Genomic DNA, 18,129 nt, shown 5'->3' on the forward strand with positions numbered 1-18,129 from the left:
CGTGGGCGGCGCCGCCACCCGCCCGCCCGCCGCCACGCCCGCCAGCGGGTTTCGGTCGGCGACCGTATCATGATGTGCCGCAAGCGAAACGGGAGGGAGAGCAGGGGGATGCGACCCGAGGTACTCGCGGGCATCGAACGCGAGCTCCGACAACAGGCTGAGAGCGAGGGGATCGCGCATTTCGTGGTGGGCGTGGCTGTCTTCCAGGGCGGAAAACTGCTGGTCGTACGGCGTGTCGCCGAGGGCTCGCACGGGGGGATGTGGGAACTGCCCGGCGGCGGAGTGGAATCCGGGGAATCCTTCGCCGACTGCGTGGCCCGCGAACTGTTCGAGGAGACCGGATTGCAGGTCGTGCAGATCACCGATGTGCTGGGCGGATTCGATTACGCCACCCGCACCAAGTCCCGGGTGCGCAAATACAGCTTCGTGGTCGAGGCCGAGGCCGGTGAGATCCGGCTGGACCCGCTCGAACACGATCGTTTCCAGTGGATCGACTCCGACACCGTCGACAACCTGCCCATGGCCGACGATATGCGCGCGGCCGTCTTCGCGCTGGTGACCACGCACCCGGCCCGGTGACCGCGCCATCGCGGGGCAGCCTGCGCGACCGGCTGGCCGCCGCCGCGGCCGGACTGCGCGAGAACCCCGGCACGCTGCGGCTCACCCTGGTCCGGCTGTCCGGGCAGTTCGGCGACGGCATGTTCCAGGCCGCCCTGTCGGGAGCGATCCTGTTCAATCCCGAACGCCAGACCGATCCGCTGGCCATCGCCGGCGGCTTCGCGGCGCTGCTGCTGCCGTATTCCATCATCGGCCCGTACGCGGGCGCGCTGCTGGACCGGTGGGATCGGCGCCGGGTACTGCTCTACGCGAACGTGCTGCGGGCGCTGCTCATCGTGGTAACCGCGGCCGGACTGCTGGCCGGGGTGCGCGCCACCCCGCTGCTGCTGGGCGCGCTGTCGGTGGTCGGGGTGAGCCGGTTCGTCGGCGCGGGCGTGTCCGCGTCCCTGCCCAAGGTGCTGGCGCAGCGCTGGCTGGTGCCGATGAACTCGGTGCTGGCGACGGTGGCCTCGGGCTGCGCGATCGTGGGCGCGGGCCTGGGCTTCTCGCTGATCGGGCTGATCGGGGCGGGCGACTTCGCCTCGGCGGTGGCCACGGTGGTGAGCGCCTCGGGGTCCATCGCCGGCGGGCTGGTGGTGGCCGGATTCCGGCCTCGCGCGCTGGGGCCCGACCGCGGCGACGACGCCGCGGCGCCGGGCGGGTGGAGCACGGTGCGGGCCATCGCCTCGGGACTCCGCGAGGGCGCGACCGCGGCGTGGCGGTCCCGGGAGGTGACCACGACCTTCCTGGGCATCGGCGCGCACCGCATCGTCTTCGGCGCGGACACCCTGCTGATGGTGCTGGTGCTGCGCCGCGGCGACGAGACCGCGGTGGGCACACACCTCGCGAAGTTCAGCGCGGCCATCACCGCGACCGGGGCGGGCATGCTGACGGCGGCCGTGGTCGCGCCGGTGCTGATTCCCCGGCTGGGCCGCCCGCGGACGGTGGTGACCGGTCTGGTGACGGCGATCGTGGTGCAGCTGGGCCTGGTCACGCCGATCACCGTCGCCACCGGGGCGGCCGAGCGACGGGCGGAGCTGCTGTTGCTGGCGGCGGCCTTCCTGCTCGGGCTGGCGGGTCAGGTCATCAAGCTGACCGGTGACGCGGCCATGCAGATCGATATCGACGACGCGCACCGCGGGCAGGTCTTCGCCCTGCAGGACACCATCTTCAACATCACCTTCGTGCTGGCGCTGACGGGCACCGCGATGCTGATTCCGGCGGACGGCCGCTCCCCGGCCGTGGTGACGGCCGCGGCGGCGGTGTACGCGGGCGGCGTCGTGGCCATTGCGGCCAATTCACGCCGACGGGTCGGTACGCAGCCGGGGTAGGTATCGGCTCGGTCACGCCCCTCCGGCGACACGACGGGAGAACTCGGCGGATGCCGCCCGGACGGCTACGGTGAGGTGGATCCGATCACGGACGAGGAGACGCATCACGGATGACTGCGCGGCGCTCCGAAGCACCTGCGGCCCTTGTGCTCTCGAGCCTGGCAATGGCCGGTGTCCTGCTGCTTCCCTCCGCGCCCGCCGCCGCCGGTCCGCTCGCCCCCTGGGCGCCGCCGCCGTTGAACGCCTGCGGTGAAACGGGATTCGACCCGCTGGCCCGGGAGCCGGACCCGGATGTGCCGCTGCCACAACCGCCGCCGCCCGACAACACCATTCACATCCAGATCCCGGTCCCGCAGTTCACGCCGGTCCCCATTCCGGGCCCCGGACAGGACAACACGCGCATCGATCCCGCCCCGCTGCCCGCGGACCCGTGCGTCAATCCATGCCCGGACCTGCGCAACGACCAGAGTCCCAAGCCGGAAAACCTTGCGCCCGACAGTGACCCGGCCGACCCGCCGGGCGACTCGGCCGACACCTCGGGCGATCCGGGCACCGAGGACGCCACGCCCACCCCGGAACCGGCGCCGCCGCCCGCGCCCGCGCCGCAGGCCGGCGGCGGGTCCGGCGGGATACCGCTGCCGCACCTCCAGATCGACCGGATTCCCGAGACCGTCCCGATCCCGATGCCCGGCGGCGAGCCCCCGGAACCGCAGCCCCAGCCCGCGCCCGCCGTGCAGCCCCTGGCCCCCGCGCCGGTCGCCGCCCCGGTGGCCCCGCCGGAACTCGGCTCACTATCGCTGGCGAACCAGGTGACCGGGCACGGCTCCACCAATCGCACCGATATGCGCTGGTCGGTGGACGGCACCGACCTGGGCATCATGTGGGAGTCCAAGCCCGGGCAGATCGCCGTCGCCTTCGGTGACACCTTCGGCAAGGGCTGGGGTCCGATCGGCGCGGGCACCGGGGACCAGGACTGGCGCAGCAATTCGCTGGCGTTCAGCAGCAATCGCGATCTCACCCACGGCCTGCGGCTCGACACCTTCGCCCAGGACAGCCGCTGCCACGCCGCCGAGATCCTGAACAGCCGCAAGGTCGACAACTTCGAGATCACCACCATTCCGACCTCCGGCTTCGCGCTGAACAAGCGGCAGTACCTGACCTACATGTCGATCGCGCGCTGGAGTCGCCACAAGCCGGGCATGTGGTGGACCAATCTGGGCGGGCTGGCCTGGTCCGACGACAACGGCTCGACCTGGACCAAATCGGAATGGGCGCGCTGGGACAACGTCTTCGGGCTGGGCCGGTTCCAGGTCGTGGGCATGGTGCCGCACGACGGGTACGTCTACATGTTCGGCACGCCCAACGGCCGGTTCGGCACCATCGGACTGGCCCGGGTGCCCGCCGGACAGGTGCTCAACAAGTCGGCCTACCAGTACTGGATCAGCAATACCTGGGTGCCCGCGCTCGGACCGGACGAATTGCTGGCCACGCCGATCGTCTCCGGGACCGCCGGCGAGTTGTCGGTGCGCTACGACCGGTCGACCGGGCAGTGGCAGATGGTCTACCTGGATCTGGACCGCCACGCCATCGTGCTGCGCACCGCCGCCGAACCACAGGGCGCCTGGACCGATCCGGTCACGCTGGTCGACACCGACGAGTATCCGACCGCCTACGGCGGATACATCCATCCGTGGTCGAGCGGGAAGGACCTGTACTTCACCATGTCGGCGTGGAACAGCTACAACGTGTACCTCATGCACGCGAGGCTGAAGTAGGCGCCGCGCAACGGAATCCGCGTCAGTCGAGCCTGCGGAAGCGGAGCGCCTGGCCCGGGCGCGCCTGCGCCACACAGTCCACATCGGCGTCCACGACCACCGCGATCACCGGATAGCCCCCGGTGATCGGGTGGTCCGCCAGGAAGACCACCGGCTGGCCGCTCGGCGGCACCTGCACCGAGCCCAGAGCCATGCCCTCCGTGGGCAATTCACTCGGCACACTGCGGCACAGGGCGGGACCGTGGCGCCGGTTCAGGCGCGCGCCGATCCGGTCGGTGTCCGAGGAGACCGTCCACTCGCCCGCGAAGAGCGCGGTGGCATCGGTGAACCAGTCGGCCCGCGGACCGGGCACGGCGCGCACCGTGAGCAGGTCGTTGCCCAGCGCGGGCACCGGCGCGACATCCACGATGGGCAGAGCGCGCGGCGGTTTGCCGACCGGGAGCCGGTCACCGGGGTGCAGCGGCTCCGGGCCGATGCCGGAGAGGGTGTCACGGCTGCGGGAGCCCAGCACGGGCGCGACCTCGATACCGCCGCGCACCGCCACATAGGTGCGCAGGCCGGTGCCGGCGAAGCCGAGCCGCAGCCGTCGTCCCTCCTCGATCTCCAGCACGCTGGCCGGGCCCATGGGCCGGTCGTCGACGGTGATCGGGGCCGGTGCGCCGGTCACCGCCACCGTGACGTGCTGATCGGCGAGCAGTTCCAGACCGCCCAGCAGTACCTCGATGCCCGCCATGCCCTCCGGATTCCCGACCAGGCGATTGGCCAGCCGCAGCGAGGCCCGGTCCGCCGCGCCCGCGGCGCCCACCCCGGAGTCGAACCAGCCCGGGCGGCCCAGATCCTGAATGGTGGCCAGCGGGCCGACCTTGACGACATGCAGTCCGCTCACGAGCCTGTCCCCTCATCCACGAATCGGACCGGGGTACCCGCGCGCACCAGGGCGGGCGGTTCCCGATCCACGTCCCACATCGATAGGTCCGTGGTGCCGATCAGCTGCCAGCCACCCGGACTGCGGCGGGGGTAGACGGCCGAGTACCCGCCCGCCAGCGCCACCGCGCCCGCGGGGATGACGGTGCGGGACCGAGTGCGTCGCGGCACGCTCAGGCGAGCGTCCGGCGATTCGAGATAGCCGAAGCCGGGCGCGAAACCCACGAAGGCACAACGCCATACGGCGCCGGTGTGCCGGGCGATGACCTCGGAGACGGTCAGGCCGAGCAGGCGCGCGACCTCGGGCAGGTCCGTGCCGTCGTAGCGGACCGGGATCACGACCGGATCGTTCGGGGAGCTGTCGCCGCCCGCCTCCTCGACCAGACGGTCGGTTCGATCCGGCCGCCGACCGCGCGGAAGACCGTCTCCCGCACTGACAGAAGCCGTAGTATCCAGCCGAACCAGCAAGGCCCGCAGATGTTTTCGCACGGAACCCGCCGACCGTGACGAATCCAGGATTACCAGTACGGTTTCGGCGGCGGGCAGGACATCGACCACTCCCGCCGGGCGCGGCCATAGAGCGGACACCAGATCGGCCACCATGGCGGGCAGCGGCGGAATCACCAGCAGCGCACGGTCACCCGCCGCGCGCACCGCGCCGGCACCGTCGAACTCCCCGAAATCGGTCATTGCCGTTCACCCCGGTTCAGGCGAAAGGCCGGACGGAGGCGCCGGATTCGTCGAGCGCGGCACGAATCCGGCGCGCCATCTCGACCGCTGCCGGCGTGTCGCCGTGTACGCAGATACTGACCGCCGACACCGCCACCGTGCCGCCGTCCATACTGGCGGCCTTCCCCTCCCGCGCGATCGACAGCGCCTGCACCACCGCGGCATCCGCGCCCAGCACCGCACCGGGCAGACCGCGCGGCGCGAGCAGGCCCTCCAGCGTGTAGGCGCGATCGGCGAAACCCTCACCGAAGAACGGGGTTCCGGCGGCCATCGCCGCCTGCTCCAGTTCGGTGGCGGCCGGGCCCAGCAGCGCCAGCCGCGCGTCGAACTCCCGCATAGCGGCGACGATCGCGTCCGCGAGCGCGCGGTCGGCGGCGGCCTGGTGATACAGCGCGCCATGGGGTTTCACGTAGCGCACCCGATCCCCGGCGGCGCGGGCGAAGGCGTCCAGACCACCGATCTGATGCAACGTCTCGTCGCGCAGGTCGGCCGGCGTGATGGAGATGACGCGGCGACCGAAGCCGGGCAGGTCACGATGACCGATGTGCGCGCCGATCCGGACGCCCTTCTCGACGGCCAGCGCACAGGTGCGGCGCATGGTGGCCGGATCCCCGGCGTGGAAGCCGCAGGCGATATTGGCACTGGTGACCACGTCCAGCATGGCGGCGTCGTCGCCCAGGGTGTAGTCGCCGAAACCCTCGCCGAGGTCGCTGTTCAGATCCAGCGTCATATGCGTCCTCCAGCTGTTGTCGTGATCCGATTGTGGGCGCACCCGCATCCGGCGACAAGAATGTCACGTCAGAAACTGTGTCATGGATCACAACTGTGCGCTGTCACTTCCGGCGGGCATTCCTTGTCCCATGGACATGAACGACACCAAGAACATTCTCCTCGCCGGTGCGAGCGGCGTCCTCGGCGGCCACATCACCCGCGCCCTGCGGCAGCGCGGCTACACCGTGCTGGCCCTCGGACGGGGCGCCGGCAACGACGTCGTCGCCGACCTCATGGACCGTGACCAGCTGCTGCGCGCGGTGGACGGCCTGACCGTCGACACGGTCGTGCACGCGGCCACGGCGCTGCGCAAGGCGCCCATGCGGCACCGGGACATGTTCGCCACCGACGACCTGCGCGTCACCGGCACCGCCCACCTGGTGGAGGCCGCACAGCAGCTCGGCGCGCGGCGCATGATCGCCGAATCGATGGTCTTCGGCTACGGCTACCGCGACTTCGGCGACCGGGTCCTCACCGAGACCGACGAATTCGGGCGCGGCGGAAGGGGGTCGGCCGTGCGGCACCTGGAAGGCATGCGCGTGAAAGAGGAACTCATGCTGAACACCCCCGGCATCGAAGGGATCTCACTGCGTTACGGCCTCTTCTACGGGCAGGGTGGCACCGAAGCGATCGTCGAGATGCTGCGCAAGCGGCAGCTGCCCGCGGTGCACGACCACGGGCGGGTGCTGCCCTGGATCAACCTCGCCGACGCGGGGGCGGCCATGGCGGCCGCCGTCGAGGGTGGGACCCCGGGCCGCGCCTACAACATCGTCGACGACACCCCGCTCGGCTTCGGGGCGCACGTGCGGCTGGTGGCCGAAACCTTCGGCACCCCCACGCCGTTCACCGTGCCCGGCGCACTGCTGCGTCCCATGTCGTACCTGTACGAGATGACGCGGGCCGGCATGCGGGTCGCGAATACCGAGGCCAAGGCCGAACTCGGCTGGAAGCCGCGGTACCCGAGCTGCGCCGGCGGCCTGCGCGCCCTGGCCGCCGCCTGAACCCGGCGGCCACACGTCAATATGGGTAGACCTCCACCTCGGTCGCCTTCACCGCGAAGTACACCTCGATCCCGGGGGCCACGCCCAGCTGGGCCACCGCGGCCGGAGTCAGATCCGCCGCCAGGCCCGCGGCCGCCCCCGGACCGTCCACAGCACGCACCCGCACGATCCCGCCGCGATCCTCCAGCTCCGACACCCGCACCCGGAACACATTGCGGGGACTGCCCTCCGGATGCTCCCGGTGCACCGCCACCGCCACCGGCGAGAACACCGCCGCCGCCCGTCCACCGGCGGTCCACTCGCCCTCGGACCTGCCGAACACCTCGGCCGTCCCGTCCGTCACCGCGCCCAGACCGGCGCTGCCGCCGCTCACGGCGGCACCCATGATCAGGTTGACGCCGGCGATCCGGGCGGCGAACCGGCTGCGCGGCCGCGCCAATACCGTAGCCACCGAACCGGATTCGATGACCCGGCCGGACTCGAGCACCGCGACCCGATCGGCCAGGGTCACCGCGTCGATGATGTCGTGGGTCACCAGAATCGTCGCGCGCGGACGAGCATCGGACGCGGATTCCCGCAGGACTCTCCGGAGCAGCGACCGCATGGCGGGAGCCACCGTCACATCGAGCGCAGCCATCGGCTCGTCGAGCAGCAGCACCTGGGGGTGCACGGCCAACGCGCGCGCCAGGGCCACGCGCTGCGCCTGACCACCGGACAGCGAACCTGGTGACCGGTCAGCGAATTCCTCCGCGTCGACCGCCCGCAACCATTCCCGAGCCAGCGCCCGCGCCGCACGACCTCGCAGGCCCCGGCTGCGCGGCCCGAACGCCACATTCGCCTCGACCGACAGATGTGGAAACAGCAGGGCGTCCTGCGCCAGCAAAGAGACGGACCGCTGATGCGGCGGGACCGCAACGCCTTTCGCGACATCGGTCAGCACCCGGCTGCCGAGCCGGACCTCCCCTCGGTCCGGAACCGCCAGTCCGGCAACCACATCCAGCAATGTCGACTTCCCCGCGCCGTTGGGACCGAGCACCGCCAGCACCTCACCGGCCGGAACATCCAGCTCCACCTGGAAATCCCGGGCGGCCAGGCATGCCGACACCGCCAGTCCATTCATCCCGGTGCCCCCTGACGAGGTGTCCGCACGGCAGCGACCGACGCGCAGGGGCGACAGCCGTCACGATGGCGGGCGCACGGTATCGGGCAGGTCATCGACTCAGCTCCCGTCGATCCCGAGCAGGGTGCGCAGATGGCGCGGAGCAGGGGAGCCGTGGGCGAGCATGGCGTCGTGCCAGGCGCGCGGGGGAGTGGTGGCCGGGCGAGCGGCGGCGATGGCGGCGACCTCGGTGTAACCGACGAAATAGGTGGAGAGCTGGGTGGAGCTGAGGAGGGTACGGCGCCACTTGCCGGCGGCCTCGCCCTCCTCCTGGAAGCCGCGGTCCAGCATCAGGCGCATGGCCTCGGATTCGGTCATGCCCTCGCAGTGCACCGACTGGTCGAGGATGGCGTTGACGGTCATGCGCAGGTGGGACTTCAGCTGCTGCAGCCGCACCGGCAGGCCGCCGAAACCGGTGTCGGCCATGAGCTTCTCGGTGTAGACCGCCCAGCCCTCGATGAAGGTGCCGCTCCAGCACAGCGCGCGGACAGGGGTGGAACCGCGAAAGCGGCGGGCCCGGGCGAGCTGCAGGTAGTGACCGGGCATGGCCTCGTGCACGGTCAGATTGCGCATCATGTGGTTGTTGTATTCGCGGTAGAACGAGGTCACGCGCTCGGGCGACCAGTCCGCCGGGGTCGGCGCGATGGCGAAAAAGGTGGGCAGCTCGGCGGTTTCGAGCGGGCCGACCGGATCGCAGTACGCCACCGCCACCCCGCGCGCGAACGCCGGCATCTCCTGGATGACCAGCGGATCGTCCACCAGGGTGACCAGGTCGTGCGCGCGGACGAAGGCGGTGGCCTCGGCCAGCGCGTCCGCCGCCACCGCGACCACCGTGTCATCGGCGGGTCGGTCCGCCGACAACTGCGCCAGCGCCCGGCGGACGGTCTCCGTGTCCGGATTCGCGACACCGAGCATTTCGCCTGCCGCGGAATGGATTTCCGCCGTCAGCTGGTCCAGGTGCCGATGCGCGCGGTCCAGGATCTCGCGTGAACTCAGCTCGGTGTCCAGGGTGTGCCAGAGCTTGGCCTCCCACACCCTGCGGCCCAGCCGCGGATCCCGGTCGGCGCCGTCCACCCGGCCGGTGAGCCACGTGGTGAACTCGGTCAGCGCCGAGATCGCCGCGGCGGCAGCGGGTTCGATTTCGAAGCCGGGCACCTCGGCGGCCAGCGCCGGCACCTGGCCGCGCACCATGGCGGCCACTCCGCCGAACTGCCCGATGGCGGTCTCGACGTGGACGCGCGGCATGTCGCCGAGCAGCGCGCGAGCGGTGGCCAGCGCGTCTGGCAGTGCCGTCAACCGGGAGCGCAGCGCCTCCAGCCGCACCTCGGCCGGCGCGAACGGGCGCGCCAGCAGGTGGTGCAGCAACGGTCCGGGATTGTGCACCAGCGGATTCCACTCGTGCTCACGCAGTTCGGTGAGCGCGAACAGCAGCTGGTCGACCTGCTGCTGCAGCAGCGCGAGATCGACGCCGTCCTCCGGGGCCAGGTCGTCCGCGTCGACCTCGGCCAGGGTGTGCGAGGCCTCGCGCAGCAGCTCGGCGTCCCCGCGCACCGCCTCCGCCGACCAGTCGGGGAGCCGATGGTCGGCGCGATGATCGCCGACCGAGGCGGCCAGCTGCGGGTCGGCGGTCAGCAGCGCCTCGACGATGCGCTCGGCACGGGAAGCGAAAATCGGCGACATGGCAGCCACGCTAGCGCGCCTCCGGCCGGCGATACGCGACCAGCACGATCACCGCCGCGACCAGCACCAGCAGCAGCGAAAGCGCCACCGCGGCATCCGGATCGGACTCGCGCTGCAGATAGATCTCCAGCGGCAGGGTGCGGGTCCGGCCCTGCAGGCTGCCCGCGAAGGTCAGCGTCGCGCCGAACTCGCCCAGCGCACGGGCGAACGCCAGAATCGTGCCCGACACCAGCGCCGGGCGCAGCAGCGGCAGCGTTACCCGCCACCACACCGCCGACGGCCGCGCGCCCAGGGTGGCGGCGACGCGCTCGTACCGGTCACCCGCCGTCCGCATCGCACCCTCCAGCGTGATCACCAGGAACGGCAGCGCCACGAAGGTCTGTGCCAGTACGACCGCGGTCGTACTGAAGGCGATCCGAACGCCCAGCGACTCCAGCTCGTGGCCCACCAGGCCGTTCCGCCCGAACAGGTACAGCAGCGCCAGACCACCCACCACCGGCGGTAGGACCAAGGGCAGCAACACCAGCGCCCGCAGCACCGGCAGCACCCGCCAGCCCGAACGGGCCAGCACCGCGGCCATCGGCACCCCCAGCAGCACGCACAGCACCGCGGCCGCCAGCGAGGTGCGCAGGCTCAGCAGCAGCGCCACCCGCGACGACTCCGAGGTGATCAGGCTCAGGAAATGCGACCAGTCCACCGCCCCGGTCAGCGCCACCAGCGGACCGGCCACCAGCACGAAGCCGATGGCCGCCGGCAGCAGCAGCCAGACCGGGGGCTTTCTCACGGCTGCCCGAAACCGGCCTGCTGCAGCGCCTTCCGGCCATCCGGACCGGTGACCAGCGTGACGAAGTCCTTGGCGGCCTGGGCATTCTTCGAATCCGCCACCGTGGCAATGGGATAGGTGTTCACCGCGGTCGTGGACTCCGGGAAGCTCACCGTCGTCACCTTGCTGCCCGCGCCCGCGGCATCCGTGACATAGACCAGGCCCGCATCGGCCTGGCCCGAGGTGACCTTGGACAGCACATCGGTCACCGAGGACTCCTCACTCACCGGCGAAATCGACACGCCCGCACCGGAGGTCACCTTCTTGGCGGCCGAACCACACGGCACCTGCGGTGCGCACACCACCAGCCGCAGACCCGACTTGGACAGATCCGCCAGCGAAGCGACGTGCGCCGGGTTGCCCGGCGGCGTCACTATGGTGAGGACATTCGTGGCGAAGGTCTGCGGCTGGTCGGTGATCCGGCCGCCCTTCACCGCCCTGTCCATGTTCGCCTGATCGGCGGAGGCGAAGACGTCGGCGGGCGCGCCCTGGTTCAACTGCGCCGCCAGATCCGAGGAACCGGCGAAGGAGAAGGTCACCTTCGTGCCCCGGTTCCGATTCTCGAACTGAGTACCCAGCTCGGTGAACACCTGCTTCAGCGAGGCGGCGGCGAAGACCGTGATCGTCCTGGCGTCCCGGGCGTCCGAGTCCGAACCGCAACCCGACAGCAGACCCGCGCCCAGCACCGCGGTCGCGGCAAGCGCCGCACCGGAACGGAAACCTAGGCTGTGCCACCGGTTTCTTTGAACGTTGGGGCCGCGGCGGTCTCCACCACCACCGTGGTGGCCTTCACGCTCGCCCACGCCACGCTGCCGGGCTGCAGGCCCAGCTCCCGCACCGATTCGCTGCTCATCAACGACACGACTGTGAACGGTCCGCATTGCATCTCCACCTGTGCCATCACGGTATCGGCCACCACCCTGGTGACCAGACCGGGAAAACGATTGCGTGCCGAACTGGCACCAGCCATCCGGGTCTGCGGAGTGCGTGCCTGCTCGACGGCCAGTTCCGCCAGCTCGCTGCCCTCCACCACCAGGCGACCGGATTCGTCCTTGCGTGCGGACAGCGCACCGCCGTCGATCCAGCGGCGCACCGTGTCGTCGCTGACGCCCAGCAGCTGGGCGGCGTCACGAATCCGAATGTCGGGCATGACAAGCAGAATAGATCCGCAGATACGGAAATAACAATTGAATTGAACCGTAGATGCGGAGCACAAGACCCCGAGAGGTGTTCCTGTTCACTTTCGTGACGGTGGCGCGGTCACCGGCGGCCAGTACGCTCGAAGCAATCATGGCCACGTATTTCGATCCGAAGGCCTGGTCACCTCTGCGCGCGGTGGACCTGGGCATGGACCTCGGAAGACGCTTGTTCGACCAGAGCTGGCTGGATCAGTGGACCGGATTCACCACCGCCTGGCTCGAACCAGCCGCCGACTTCGGTGCCGGGACAGTCACCGCGCTCATGCCCGACGTCCTCATGACACTGCTGTCCGAGGGCATCCTCAGCCAGTTCGGCGGGCGGGAGGTCAGCGCCACCCTGCTCGGCCACGACCTGCGCGCTACCCTCCACACGCTCAAGGTGCGCCGGCGCGGCGCCCACTTCCAGACCAAAACCGTGCTCACCGGGCTGCTCTGGAACAACCGCCCCATCGAGGAACTCACGGTCATCGCACACGGCGTCCGGCTGATCCCCGGCGTCCCCACCAAACTGCGGACCTCACAGCTCGACCTCAGCGGCGTGATAACCCTTGCGGCACTGCTGGAATGGATCAATACCTGGCAGCCCGACTGGCAACTGGAACCCGCCGCGGACGGGCTCATCCTGGCCCGGCACCGGCGACGCCCGATCCGGGCGCTGGCCACCGCCGAGATCACCGACAACGTCCTGGCCATCACCGTGCACCGAGCCCACTGGCGGAAAGTGCGCGCGCCCAGGCGATTCACCGCACTGAACCCGATCCCGCTGTCGGGCCTGCCCAGCGAGGCGCGCATCCGCCGGGCCGAGCACGTGGGGGAGCACGTGTTCTTCAGCGTCGACCTGCCCGCGACCACCGGCTCGTTCGATCTCGCCCAGATCCGCTCGGCCATCGTCGCGGGGACGACGCTGATCGTCTTCTAGCGCACCCGAACTCGCCGGGCGCTCAGGATTTCCGAGTCGGCCACCACTCGAGCAGGGCCGCCTCGGCCTCCTCGCGCGACATCGGACCGCGATCCAGGCGCAGCTCCTTGAGGAAGCGCCACGCCTTGCCGACATCCGGGCCCGGCTTCAGATCCAGCAGCTCCATGATCGAATTGCCGTCCAGGTCCGGACGCACCCGCTCCAGATCCTCCTGCTCGCGCAGGCGCTCGATCCGGGTCTCCAGATCGTCGTAGGTCGAGCGCAGCGTCGCGGCCCGGCGCTTGTTGCGGGTTGTGCAGTCGGCCCGGACCAGCTTGTGCAGGCGGGGGAGCAGCTCACCGCCGTCGGTCACATAGCGGCGCACCGCCGAATCGGTCCACTGGCCCTTGCCGTAGCCGTGGAAGCGCAGGTGCAGGTACACCAGCCGCGCCACATCCTCGGTGAACTGCTTCGGATACTTCAAGGCGCGCATGCGCTTTCGCACCATCTTCGCGCCCACCACCTCGTGATGGTGGAAGCTGACGCCGCCGCCGGGCTCATTGCGCTTGGTCGGCGGCTTGCCGATGTCGTGCAGCAGCGCCGCCCAGCGCAGCACCAGATCCGGATCGCCCTGCTCCTGATCGATGGCCTGGCGCAGCACGGTCAGCGAATGCTGATAGACGTCCTTGTGCTGGTGATGCTCGTCGATCTCCAGCTGCATCGCCGGCACCTCCGGCAGCACCCGCTCGGCCAGACCGGTCTCGACCATGATGTCGATGCCCTCGGTCGGATATTCGCCGCCGATCAGCTTGTCCAGCTCGGTGCGCACCCGCTCCGCGGTGATGCGATCGATCTCCGGAACCATCTCGACGATCGCCTCCCGCACCCGCGGGGCGAGCTGAAAACCCAGCTGCGAGACGAAACGCGCGGCGCGCAGCATTCGCAGCGGGTCGTCCTGGAACGAATCGTGCGGCAGCGCAGGCGTATCCAGCACCCCGGACAGCAGCGCCTCCACACCGTTCAGCGGATCCACGAACTCCAGCTCACCCAGCGCGCCGATTCGCACCGCCATGGCGTTCACCGTGAAATCGCGACGGACCAAATCACCCTCGAGGGTGTCCCCGAAGGTGACCTCCGGATTGCGCGACACCCGATCGTAGGAATCGCTGCGGAAGGTCGTGATCTCCAGCTGCTGCCCGGCCTTGGCCGCGCTGACCGTGCCGAAGGCCAGGCCGCCGGTGTCCCACAGATTGTCGGCCCAGCCACGCATGAGCTCCTGCACCACCTCCGGACGCGCGTCGGTGGTGAAATCCAGATCGGTGCCCAGCCGGCCGAGCACCGCGTCGCGGACACTGCCGCCGACCAGATACAGCTGATGACCGTGCGCGGCGAACAGCTCGCCCAGCGGGGTCAGCACGTCCGAGAGCCGGCCCAGGGTTATCGCCGCCGCCGCCAGCAAGCGCGTACGACGATCCTCAACGGCTGCTTCCTCGGACTTCGGCGAAACCACGAAAACGCAGCTTAGTCGCTCGGGGTCGCGATCCCCGAAAAGTGCCCGGCCACCCCCGCCGAGCACGCGGCGTGCCGCGCCACGACCGGCGCCTACCAGCTATGGGAGCTCTGTATATATAGGAGCAACCGCGCTGGGGCGGGCAGCAGCGCCGTCCCCTATAGACTGACGCAGTGTCCCCGGCCGATCGCGCGAACAGTCGACGCCGCCAACCCCGGCGGCGTGGTGGTTCGGCCGGTAATGCGGCGAAATCCACCGGTGCGGCCAAGCCCCGCATGCGCACGGTCCGCGAAACCTCCGCGGGCGGACTCGTGGTCGACGGACTCGACGGCCCCAGCGAAAAACGCTGCGCCGCCCTCATCGGACGCACCGACCGGCGCGGGCGACTGCTCTGGTCGCTGCCCAAGGGCCACATCGAAGAGGGCGAAACCGCCGAACAGGCCGCCATTCGCGAGGTGCAGGAGGAGACCGGCATCCACGGCACCGTGGTCGCCGAACTCGGCAGCATCGATTACTGGTTCGTCACCGAGGGCCGGCGGGTACACAAGACCGTGCACCACTACCTGATGCGCTCACTCGGCGGTGAGCTCTCCGATGCCGACGTCGAGGTCACCAAGGTGGCCTGGGTTCCCTTGAGCGAACTAGACTCCCGGCTCGCCTACGCTGACGAGCGCAGGCTGGCCGAGGTCGCCAACCGGCTGATCGACCGGATGGAGAACGGCAGACAATGACGCGCGCGGGATCGCAGCGCACGCTGCTTTCACTCGTCGCGGTAATGCTGGCGGTGCTCACGACGCTGGGAATCGGACCCGGAATCGGCACACCCATTGCCGCCGCCGAACCCACCGGCAGCGGCAGCGGACAGCCCAGCGGACCGAAATTCCTGAAGCTGTCCCTGGATTCGGTGACTCCCAACTCCATCACCGCCACCAGCGACCCCTACTTCGTGGTCTCGGGCACCGTCACCAATATCGGCGACCGGCCCGTGGACGACGTCAGCATCCGCATCCAGCGCGGCGCGGCGGTCAGCAGCCCCAGCGGGCTGCGCTCCACCCTGCGGCTGGACCAGATCAACTACGACATCAACGGCGAATTCCAGGACGTCTCGGAACAATTGACCCCTGGACAGCGCAAGCAGTTCAGCCTCACCGTGGCGCTGCGCTCGGGAACCGATCTGCCCAGCGGCATCTCGTCCCTCGACATCGCCGCGCCCGGCGTCTACCCGCTGCTGCTCAATGTGAACGGCCAGCCCGCGTACGGCGGACAGGCCCGCCTCGACGACGCCCGCTTCCTGCTGCCCGTCCTCGGCGTGCCCGGCACCGACCCCAAACGCGCGCTCGCACAGCCCGCCCCGCCGCCCGCCGTCGATTCCCCACCGGTCGCCACCACCATGCTGTGGCCGCTGGCCGACCGGCCCCGCCTGGTCGCCGGACGGCCCGGCGCCCCCGACGGGCAGGCGCTGCTCACCGACGACGACCTGGCCGCCTCCCTGGCCCAGGGCGGACGCCTCGACCAGCTGCTGTCCGCGCTGGAGAGCGTGGTCAAACCCGACAGCGGACGCGACCGCACCCTCATCAACGCGCTCTGCCTCGCCGTCGACCCGGACCTGCTGCTCACCGTGTCCGACATGACCAGGGATTACCGGGTGCTGGCCAGTCCCTCCGACCCCGACGGGCCCACCCGCTCCGGCGCCGGCGGCCACGCCGCCAAAGCCTGGCTGGAACGGCTGCGCGCGCTCGCACCCGGAATGTGCGTGGTGGCACTGCCGTTCGCACAGGTCGACCCGGCCGCGCTGGCCGCCGCCGGGGACGTCACGCTCGCCGACCGCGCGCTCAACGCGCCCGCCGACCTCATCGACTCCCTGCTCTCGGTGAAATCCGTGCGCGGCGTGGCCATTCCGGACGCCGGCGCCGTGGACACCGACGGCGCCACCCTGTTCGCGCACCACGGCTTCACCACCACCGTGCTCGCCGACAACACCGTGACCACCGGTGACAACCGAGCCAACTTCACCGCCGCCAAGACCCCGCCCGGCGGCGGCGCCCCCGAACCCGGCACCCCCGACATGGTCAACCTCGCCGACATCGCGCTGCCGGCCGCCGCGGGCGCGAACCCGCCCGCCGCGCCCACCGCGCTGCACGCCGCCACCTTCGACATCTGGGCCGCGACCGCCCTGGCCGCCATCGGATCCAATCCGCCCACCCCGCCCTTCACGCCCGACAAGGTCCGCTACGACGTCACCAACGACTCACGGGCAGCACGCCTGCAGGACGCGCTCGGGGCCATCGCGTGGACCGCGCTCAACCCCGAACCCGGCCGGCCGCGCTCGGCGCTGCTGATGCCGCCCCAACAGTGGGGCGCCAATCGGGACGAAGCCTCCGCCGTGCTCGGACAACTGGACCTGCTGGTGAAGAACGGCCTCGCCACGCTGCGGCCCTTCACCGATCTGCTTGCGCAGCAGCCGGATCCGCAGCCCTACCAACTCGACTACCCGAGCGAGGCGGCCGACGACGCGGTGCCCGCGCACTTCGCCGAACCCGTACACCAGCAGGCCCAGCGCATCACCGAGCTGATGAGCGCGCTGGTGGACGTGCCGCAGCAGGAACTCAGCCCACGCGCCTTCCTCACCCCGCTGCGCGACGACCTGATCCGGGTGCTGTCACTGTCCGACCGCCGAGCCGGAGCCGCCGCCGCGGACATCAACGCCCAGCGCCGCCTCGACCAGACCACGAAGACCATGGACAACCTCTACGGCTCGGTGACGGTGCTGCCGCCCGGCGGCGTCTACACCCTCGCCTCCGAGCAGAGTCCACTGCTGCTGGTCGCCCGCAACGACCTGCCGGTGGCCATCCGGGTGCGCTTCAAGATCGATGCGCCGGCCGAGACGAACATCACCGATATCGGCGAGCAGCAGCTGCCCGCCAAGGGGAATCGCTCCTTCCAGATCCCCACCGAGGTATCCGACAGCCGAAACCTGGTCATCCCCATCGCGCTTACCACATCCGACGGTGTGGCGCTCGGCAATGCGGTATCGGTATCCGTGCGCTCCAACGCCTACGGTCAAGTGTTGGCAATAATTACGGCGTGCGCCTGTGCGCTGCTGCTCCTGCTGGTCGGCCGTCGGCTCTGGCACCGCTTCCGCGGCCAGTCCGACCCGGCCGACGAAGGGTTCGAACCCGAACCCCGAGGCGGGGACGACAGTGCGGGGCACGCGGGTAAGCGGGACAAGAAACGACAGGAGGCACGGTGAGCGAGTACGGCGGGCCGCGCTCATCCGGCCGACCCGAGGGACCCGACGGGCCGCCGCCGCGGCGCACGCCGTCCGCGCCGTGGGAACGCGGCGCGCCCCGCCCCGGCCCGCGCGGACCCCAGGGTCCCGCCTCCGGACAGCAGCGCGCGGTTCCCGGCAATCCCCAAGGTTTTCCGGGTCAGCCCTATCCGGGTCAGCCCGCCGGTCCACGGCGGCAGCCGCCGCCCGGCGAATCCGGGCCCATCATGCACCGGCCCCGCTCCGAGCAGGGCCGGCCGGACCCCGCGCAGGACGGTCGCGCCCCGGCCGAAGAGCGCTACCACTGGGGACACCCCGGCACCGAGGGCAATCGGCAGCCGGGCCCCGGCCCGCAGCGTTACCAGACACCCCCGATGTCGAACCCGCGCCCGGGCGGGCCGCAACGCCAGGCCCCGGCGACCGGACCACAACGCCACGCACCCGCCACCGGACCGCAACGTTCG

16 protein-coding genes are annotated in these 18,129 nt (G+C 70.6%); 7 read left to right on the top strand and 9 right to left on the bottom strand.

Translation table 11 applies throughout. The annotated features are described in order from the left end of the window. The first annotated feature begins 108 nt into the window (after positions 1-108). From ON33_RS30570 to ON33_RS30580, 3 genes are all read left to right on the top strand, one after another. Positions 109-579: an NUDIX hydrolase gene (locus tag ON33_RS30570; protein WP_040862546.1), complete on the top strand. Its 471-nt coding sequence runs from the start codon at positions 109-111 to the stop codon at positions 577-579. Beyond that, positions 576-1,928 carry an MFS transporter gene (locus ON33_RS30575; protein WP_051153095.1) on the top strand — a complete coding sequence of 451 codons (1,353 nt, stop codon included), beginning with the start codon at positions 576-578 and terminating at the stop codon, positions 1,926-1,928. The genes ON33_RS30570 and ON33_RS30575 overlap by 4 nt, the downstream gene beginning before the upstream one ends. Before the next feature lie 110 nt (positions 1,929-2,038). Continuing rightward, positions 2,039-3,703 carry a glycoside hydrolase family 183 protein gene (locus ON33_RS30580; protein WP_040862547.1) on the top strand — a complete coding sequence of 555 codons (1,665 nt, stop codon included), beginning with the start codon at positions 2,039-2,041 and terminating at the stop codon, positions 3,701-3,703. Positions 3,704-3,725: 22 nt separating this feature from the next. Here the strand turns inward: ON33_RS30580 and ON33_RS30585 are convergent, their stop codons facing one another. From ON33_RS30585 to ON33_RS30595, 3 genes are read right to left on the bottom strand one after another with little or no spacing between them, the layout of a single operon-like run. After that, the gene (locus tag ON33_RS30585; RefSeq protein WP_040862548.1) at positions 3,726-4,589 is read right to left on the bottom strand and encodes a 5-oxoprolinase subunit C family protein; all 864 of its coding nucleotides are present in this window, start codon (positions 4,587-4,589) and stop codon (positions 3,726-3,728) included. Then, a complete protein-coding gene (locus tag ON33_RS30590; protein ID WP_051153098.1) occupies positions 4,586-5,317 on the bottom strand; it encodes a 5-oxoprolinase subunit B family protein in 732 nt (243 codons plus the stop codon). Before ON33_RS30590 ends, ON33_RS30585 begins: the two co-directional genes overlap by 4 nt. 16 nt (positions 5,318-5,333) lie before the next feature. Next, positions 5,334-6,086: a LamB/YcsF family protein gene (locus ON33_RS30595; RefSeq protein WP_040862549.1), complete on the bottom strand. Its 753-nt coding sequence runs from the start codon at positions 6,084-6,086 to the stop codon at positions 5,334-5,336. Between the two features lie 130 nt (positions 6,087-6,216). On the opposite strand from ON33_RS30595, the gene ON33_RS30600 reads away from it, so the two are divergent. After that, positions 6,217-7,128, top strand: a complete 912-nt coding sequence (locus ON33_RS30600; protein WP_040862550.1) for an NAD-dependent epimerase/dehydratase family protein — start codon at positions 6,217-6,219, stop codon at positions 7,126-7,128. A gap of 16 nt (positions 7,129-7,144) precedes the next feature. On the opposite strand, the gene ON33_RS30605 is transcribed toward ON33_RS30600, so the two are convergent. From ON33_RS30605 to ON33_RS30625, 5 genes are all read right to left on the bottom strand, one after another. Then, on the bottom strand, positions 7,145-8,248 hold the full coding sequence (locus ON33_RS30605; RefSeq protein ID WP_040862551.1) for a sulfate/molybdate ABC transporter ATP-binding protein: 1,104 nt from the start codon (positions 8,246-8,248) through the stop codon (positions 7,145-7,147). Between the two features lie 99 nt (positions 8,249-8,347). Beyond that, positions 8,348-9,967 (bottom strand): DUF885 domain-containing protein, encoded by a 1,620-nt coding sequence (locus ON33_RS30610; protein ID WP_040862665.1) that lies wholly within the window; start codon positions 9,965-9,967, stop codon positions 8,348-8,350. A gap of 10 nt (positions 9,968-9,977) precedes the next feature. Continuing rightward, positions 9,978-10,751 carry an ABC transporter permease gene (locus tag ON33_RS30615; protein ID WP_040862552.1) on the bottom strand — a complete coding sequence of 258 codons (774 nt, stop codon included), beginning with the start codon at positions 10,749-10,751 and terminating at the stop codon, positions 9,978-9,980. After that, positions 10,748-11,476 carry a molybdate ABC transporter substrate-binding protein gene (gene modA / locus ON33_RS30620; protein WP_040862553.1) on the bottom strand — a complete coding sequence of 243 codons (729 nt, stop codon included), beginning with the start codon at positions 11,474-11,476 and terminating at the stop codon, positions 10,748-10,750. Before modA ends, ON33_RS30615 begins: the two co-directional genes overlap by 4 nt. Before the next feature lie 35 nt (positions 11,477-11,511). Beyond that, on the bottom strand, positions 11,512-11,940 hold the full coding sequence (locus ON33_RS30625) for a TOBE domain-containing protein (protein ID WP_040862554.1): 429 nt from the start codon (positions 11,938-11,940) through the stop codon (positions 11,512-11,514). Between the two features lie 140 nt (positions 11,941-12,080). Between ON33_RS30625 and ON33_RS30630 the strand changes: the two genes are divergently transcribed. Further along, positions 12,081-12,908, top strand: a complete 828-nt coding sequence (locus ON33_RS30630) for a hypothetical protein (RefSeq protein WP_040862666.1) — start codon at positions 12,081-12,083, stop codon at positions 12,906-12,908. 22 nt (positions 12,909-12,930) lie between these two features. Here ON33_RS30630 and ON33_RS30635 read toward each other — a convergent pair whose 3' ends face one another. Then, on the bottom strand, positions 12,931-14,397 hold the full coding sequence (locus ON33_RS30635) for a CCA tRNA nucleotidyltransferase (RefSeq protein WP_040862555.1): 1,467 nt from the start codon (positions 14,395-14,397) through the stop codon (positions 12,931-12,933). A 173-nt stretch (positions 14,398-14,570) separates the two neighbouring features. On the opposite strand from ON33_RS30635, the gene ON33_RS30640 reads away from it, so the two are divergent. Then, on the top strand, positions 14,571-15,128 hold the full coding sequence (locus ON33_RS30640; RefSeq protein ID WP_083869402.1) for an NUDIX hydrolase: 558 nt from the start codon (positions 14,571-14,573) through the stop codon (positions 15,126-15,128). Then, positions 15,125-17,647 carry a DUF6049 family protein gene (locus tag ON33_RS30645; RefSeq protein ID WP_040862557.1) on the top strand — a complete coding sequence of 841 codons (2,523 nt, stop codon included), beginning with the start codon at positions 15,125-15,127 and terminating at the stop codon, positions 17,645-17,647. The genes ON33_RS30640 and ON33_RS30645 overlap by 4 nt, the downstream gene beginning before the upstream one ends. Positions 17,648-18,129 lie beyond the last annotated feature (482 nt).

Origin of the sequence: Nocardia niigatensis NBRC 100131 (genome assembly GCF_000308655.1) — a bacterium.
GTDB lineage: Bacteria > Actinomycetota > Actinomycetes > Mycobacteriales > Mycobacteriaceae > Nocardia > Nocardia niigatensis.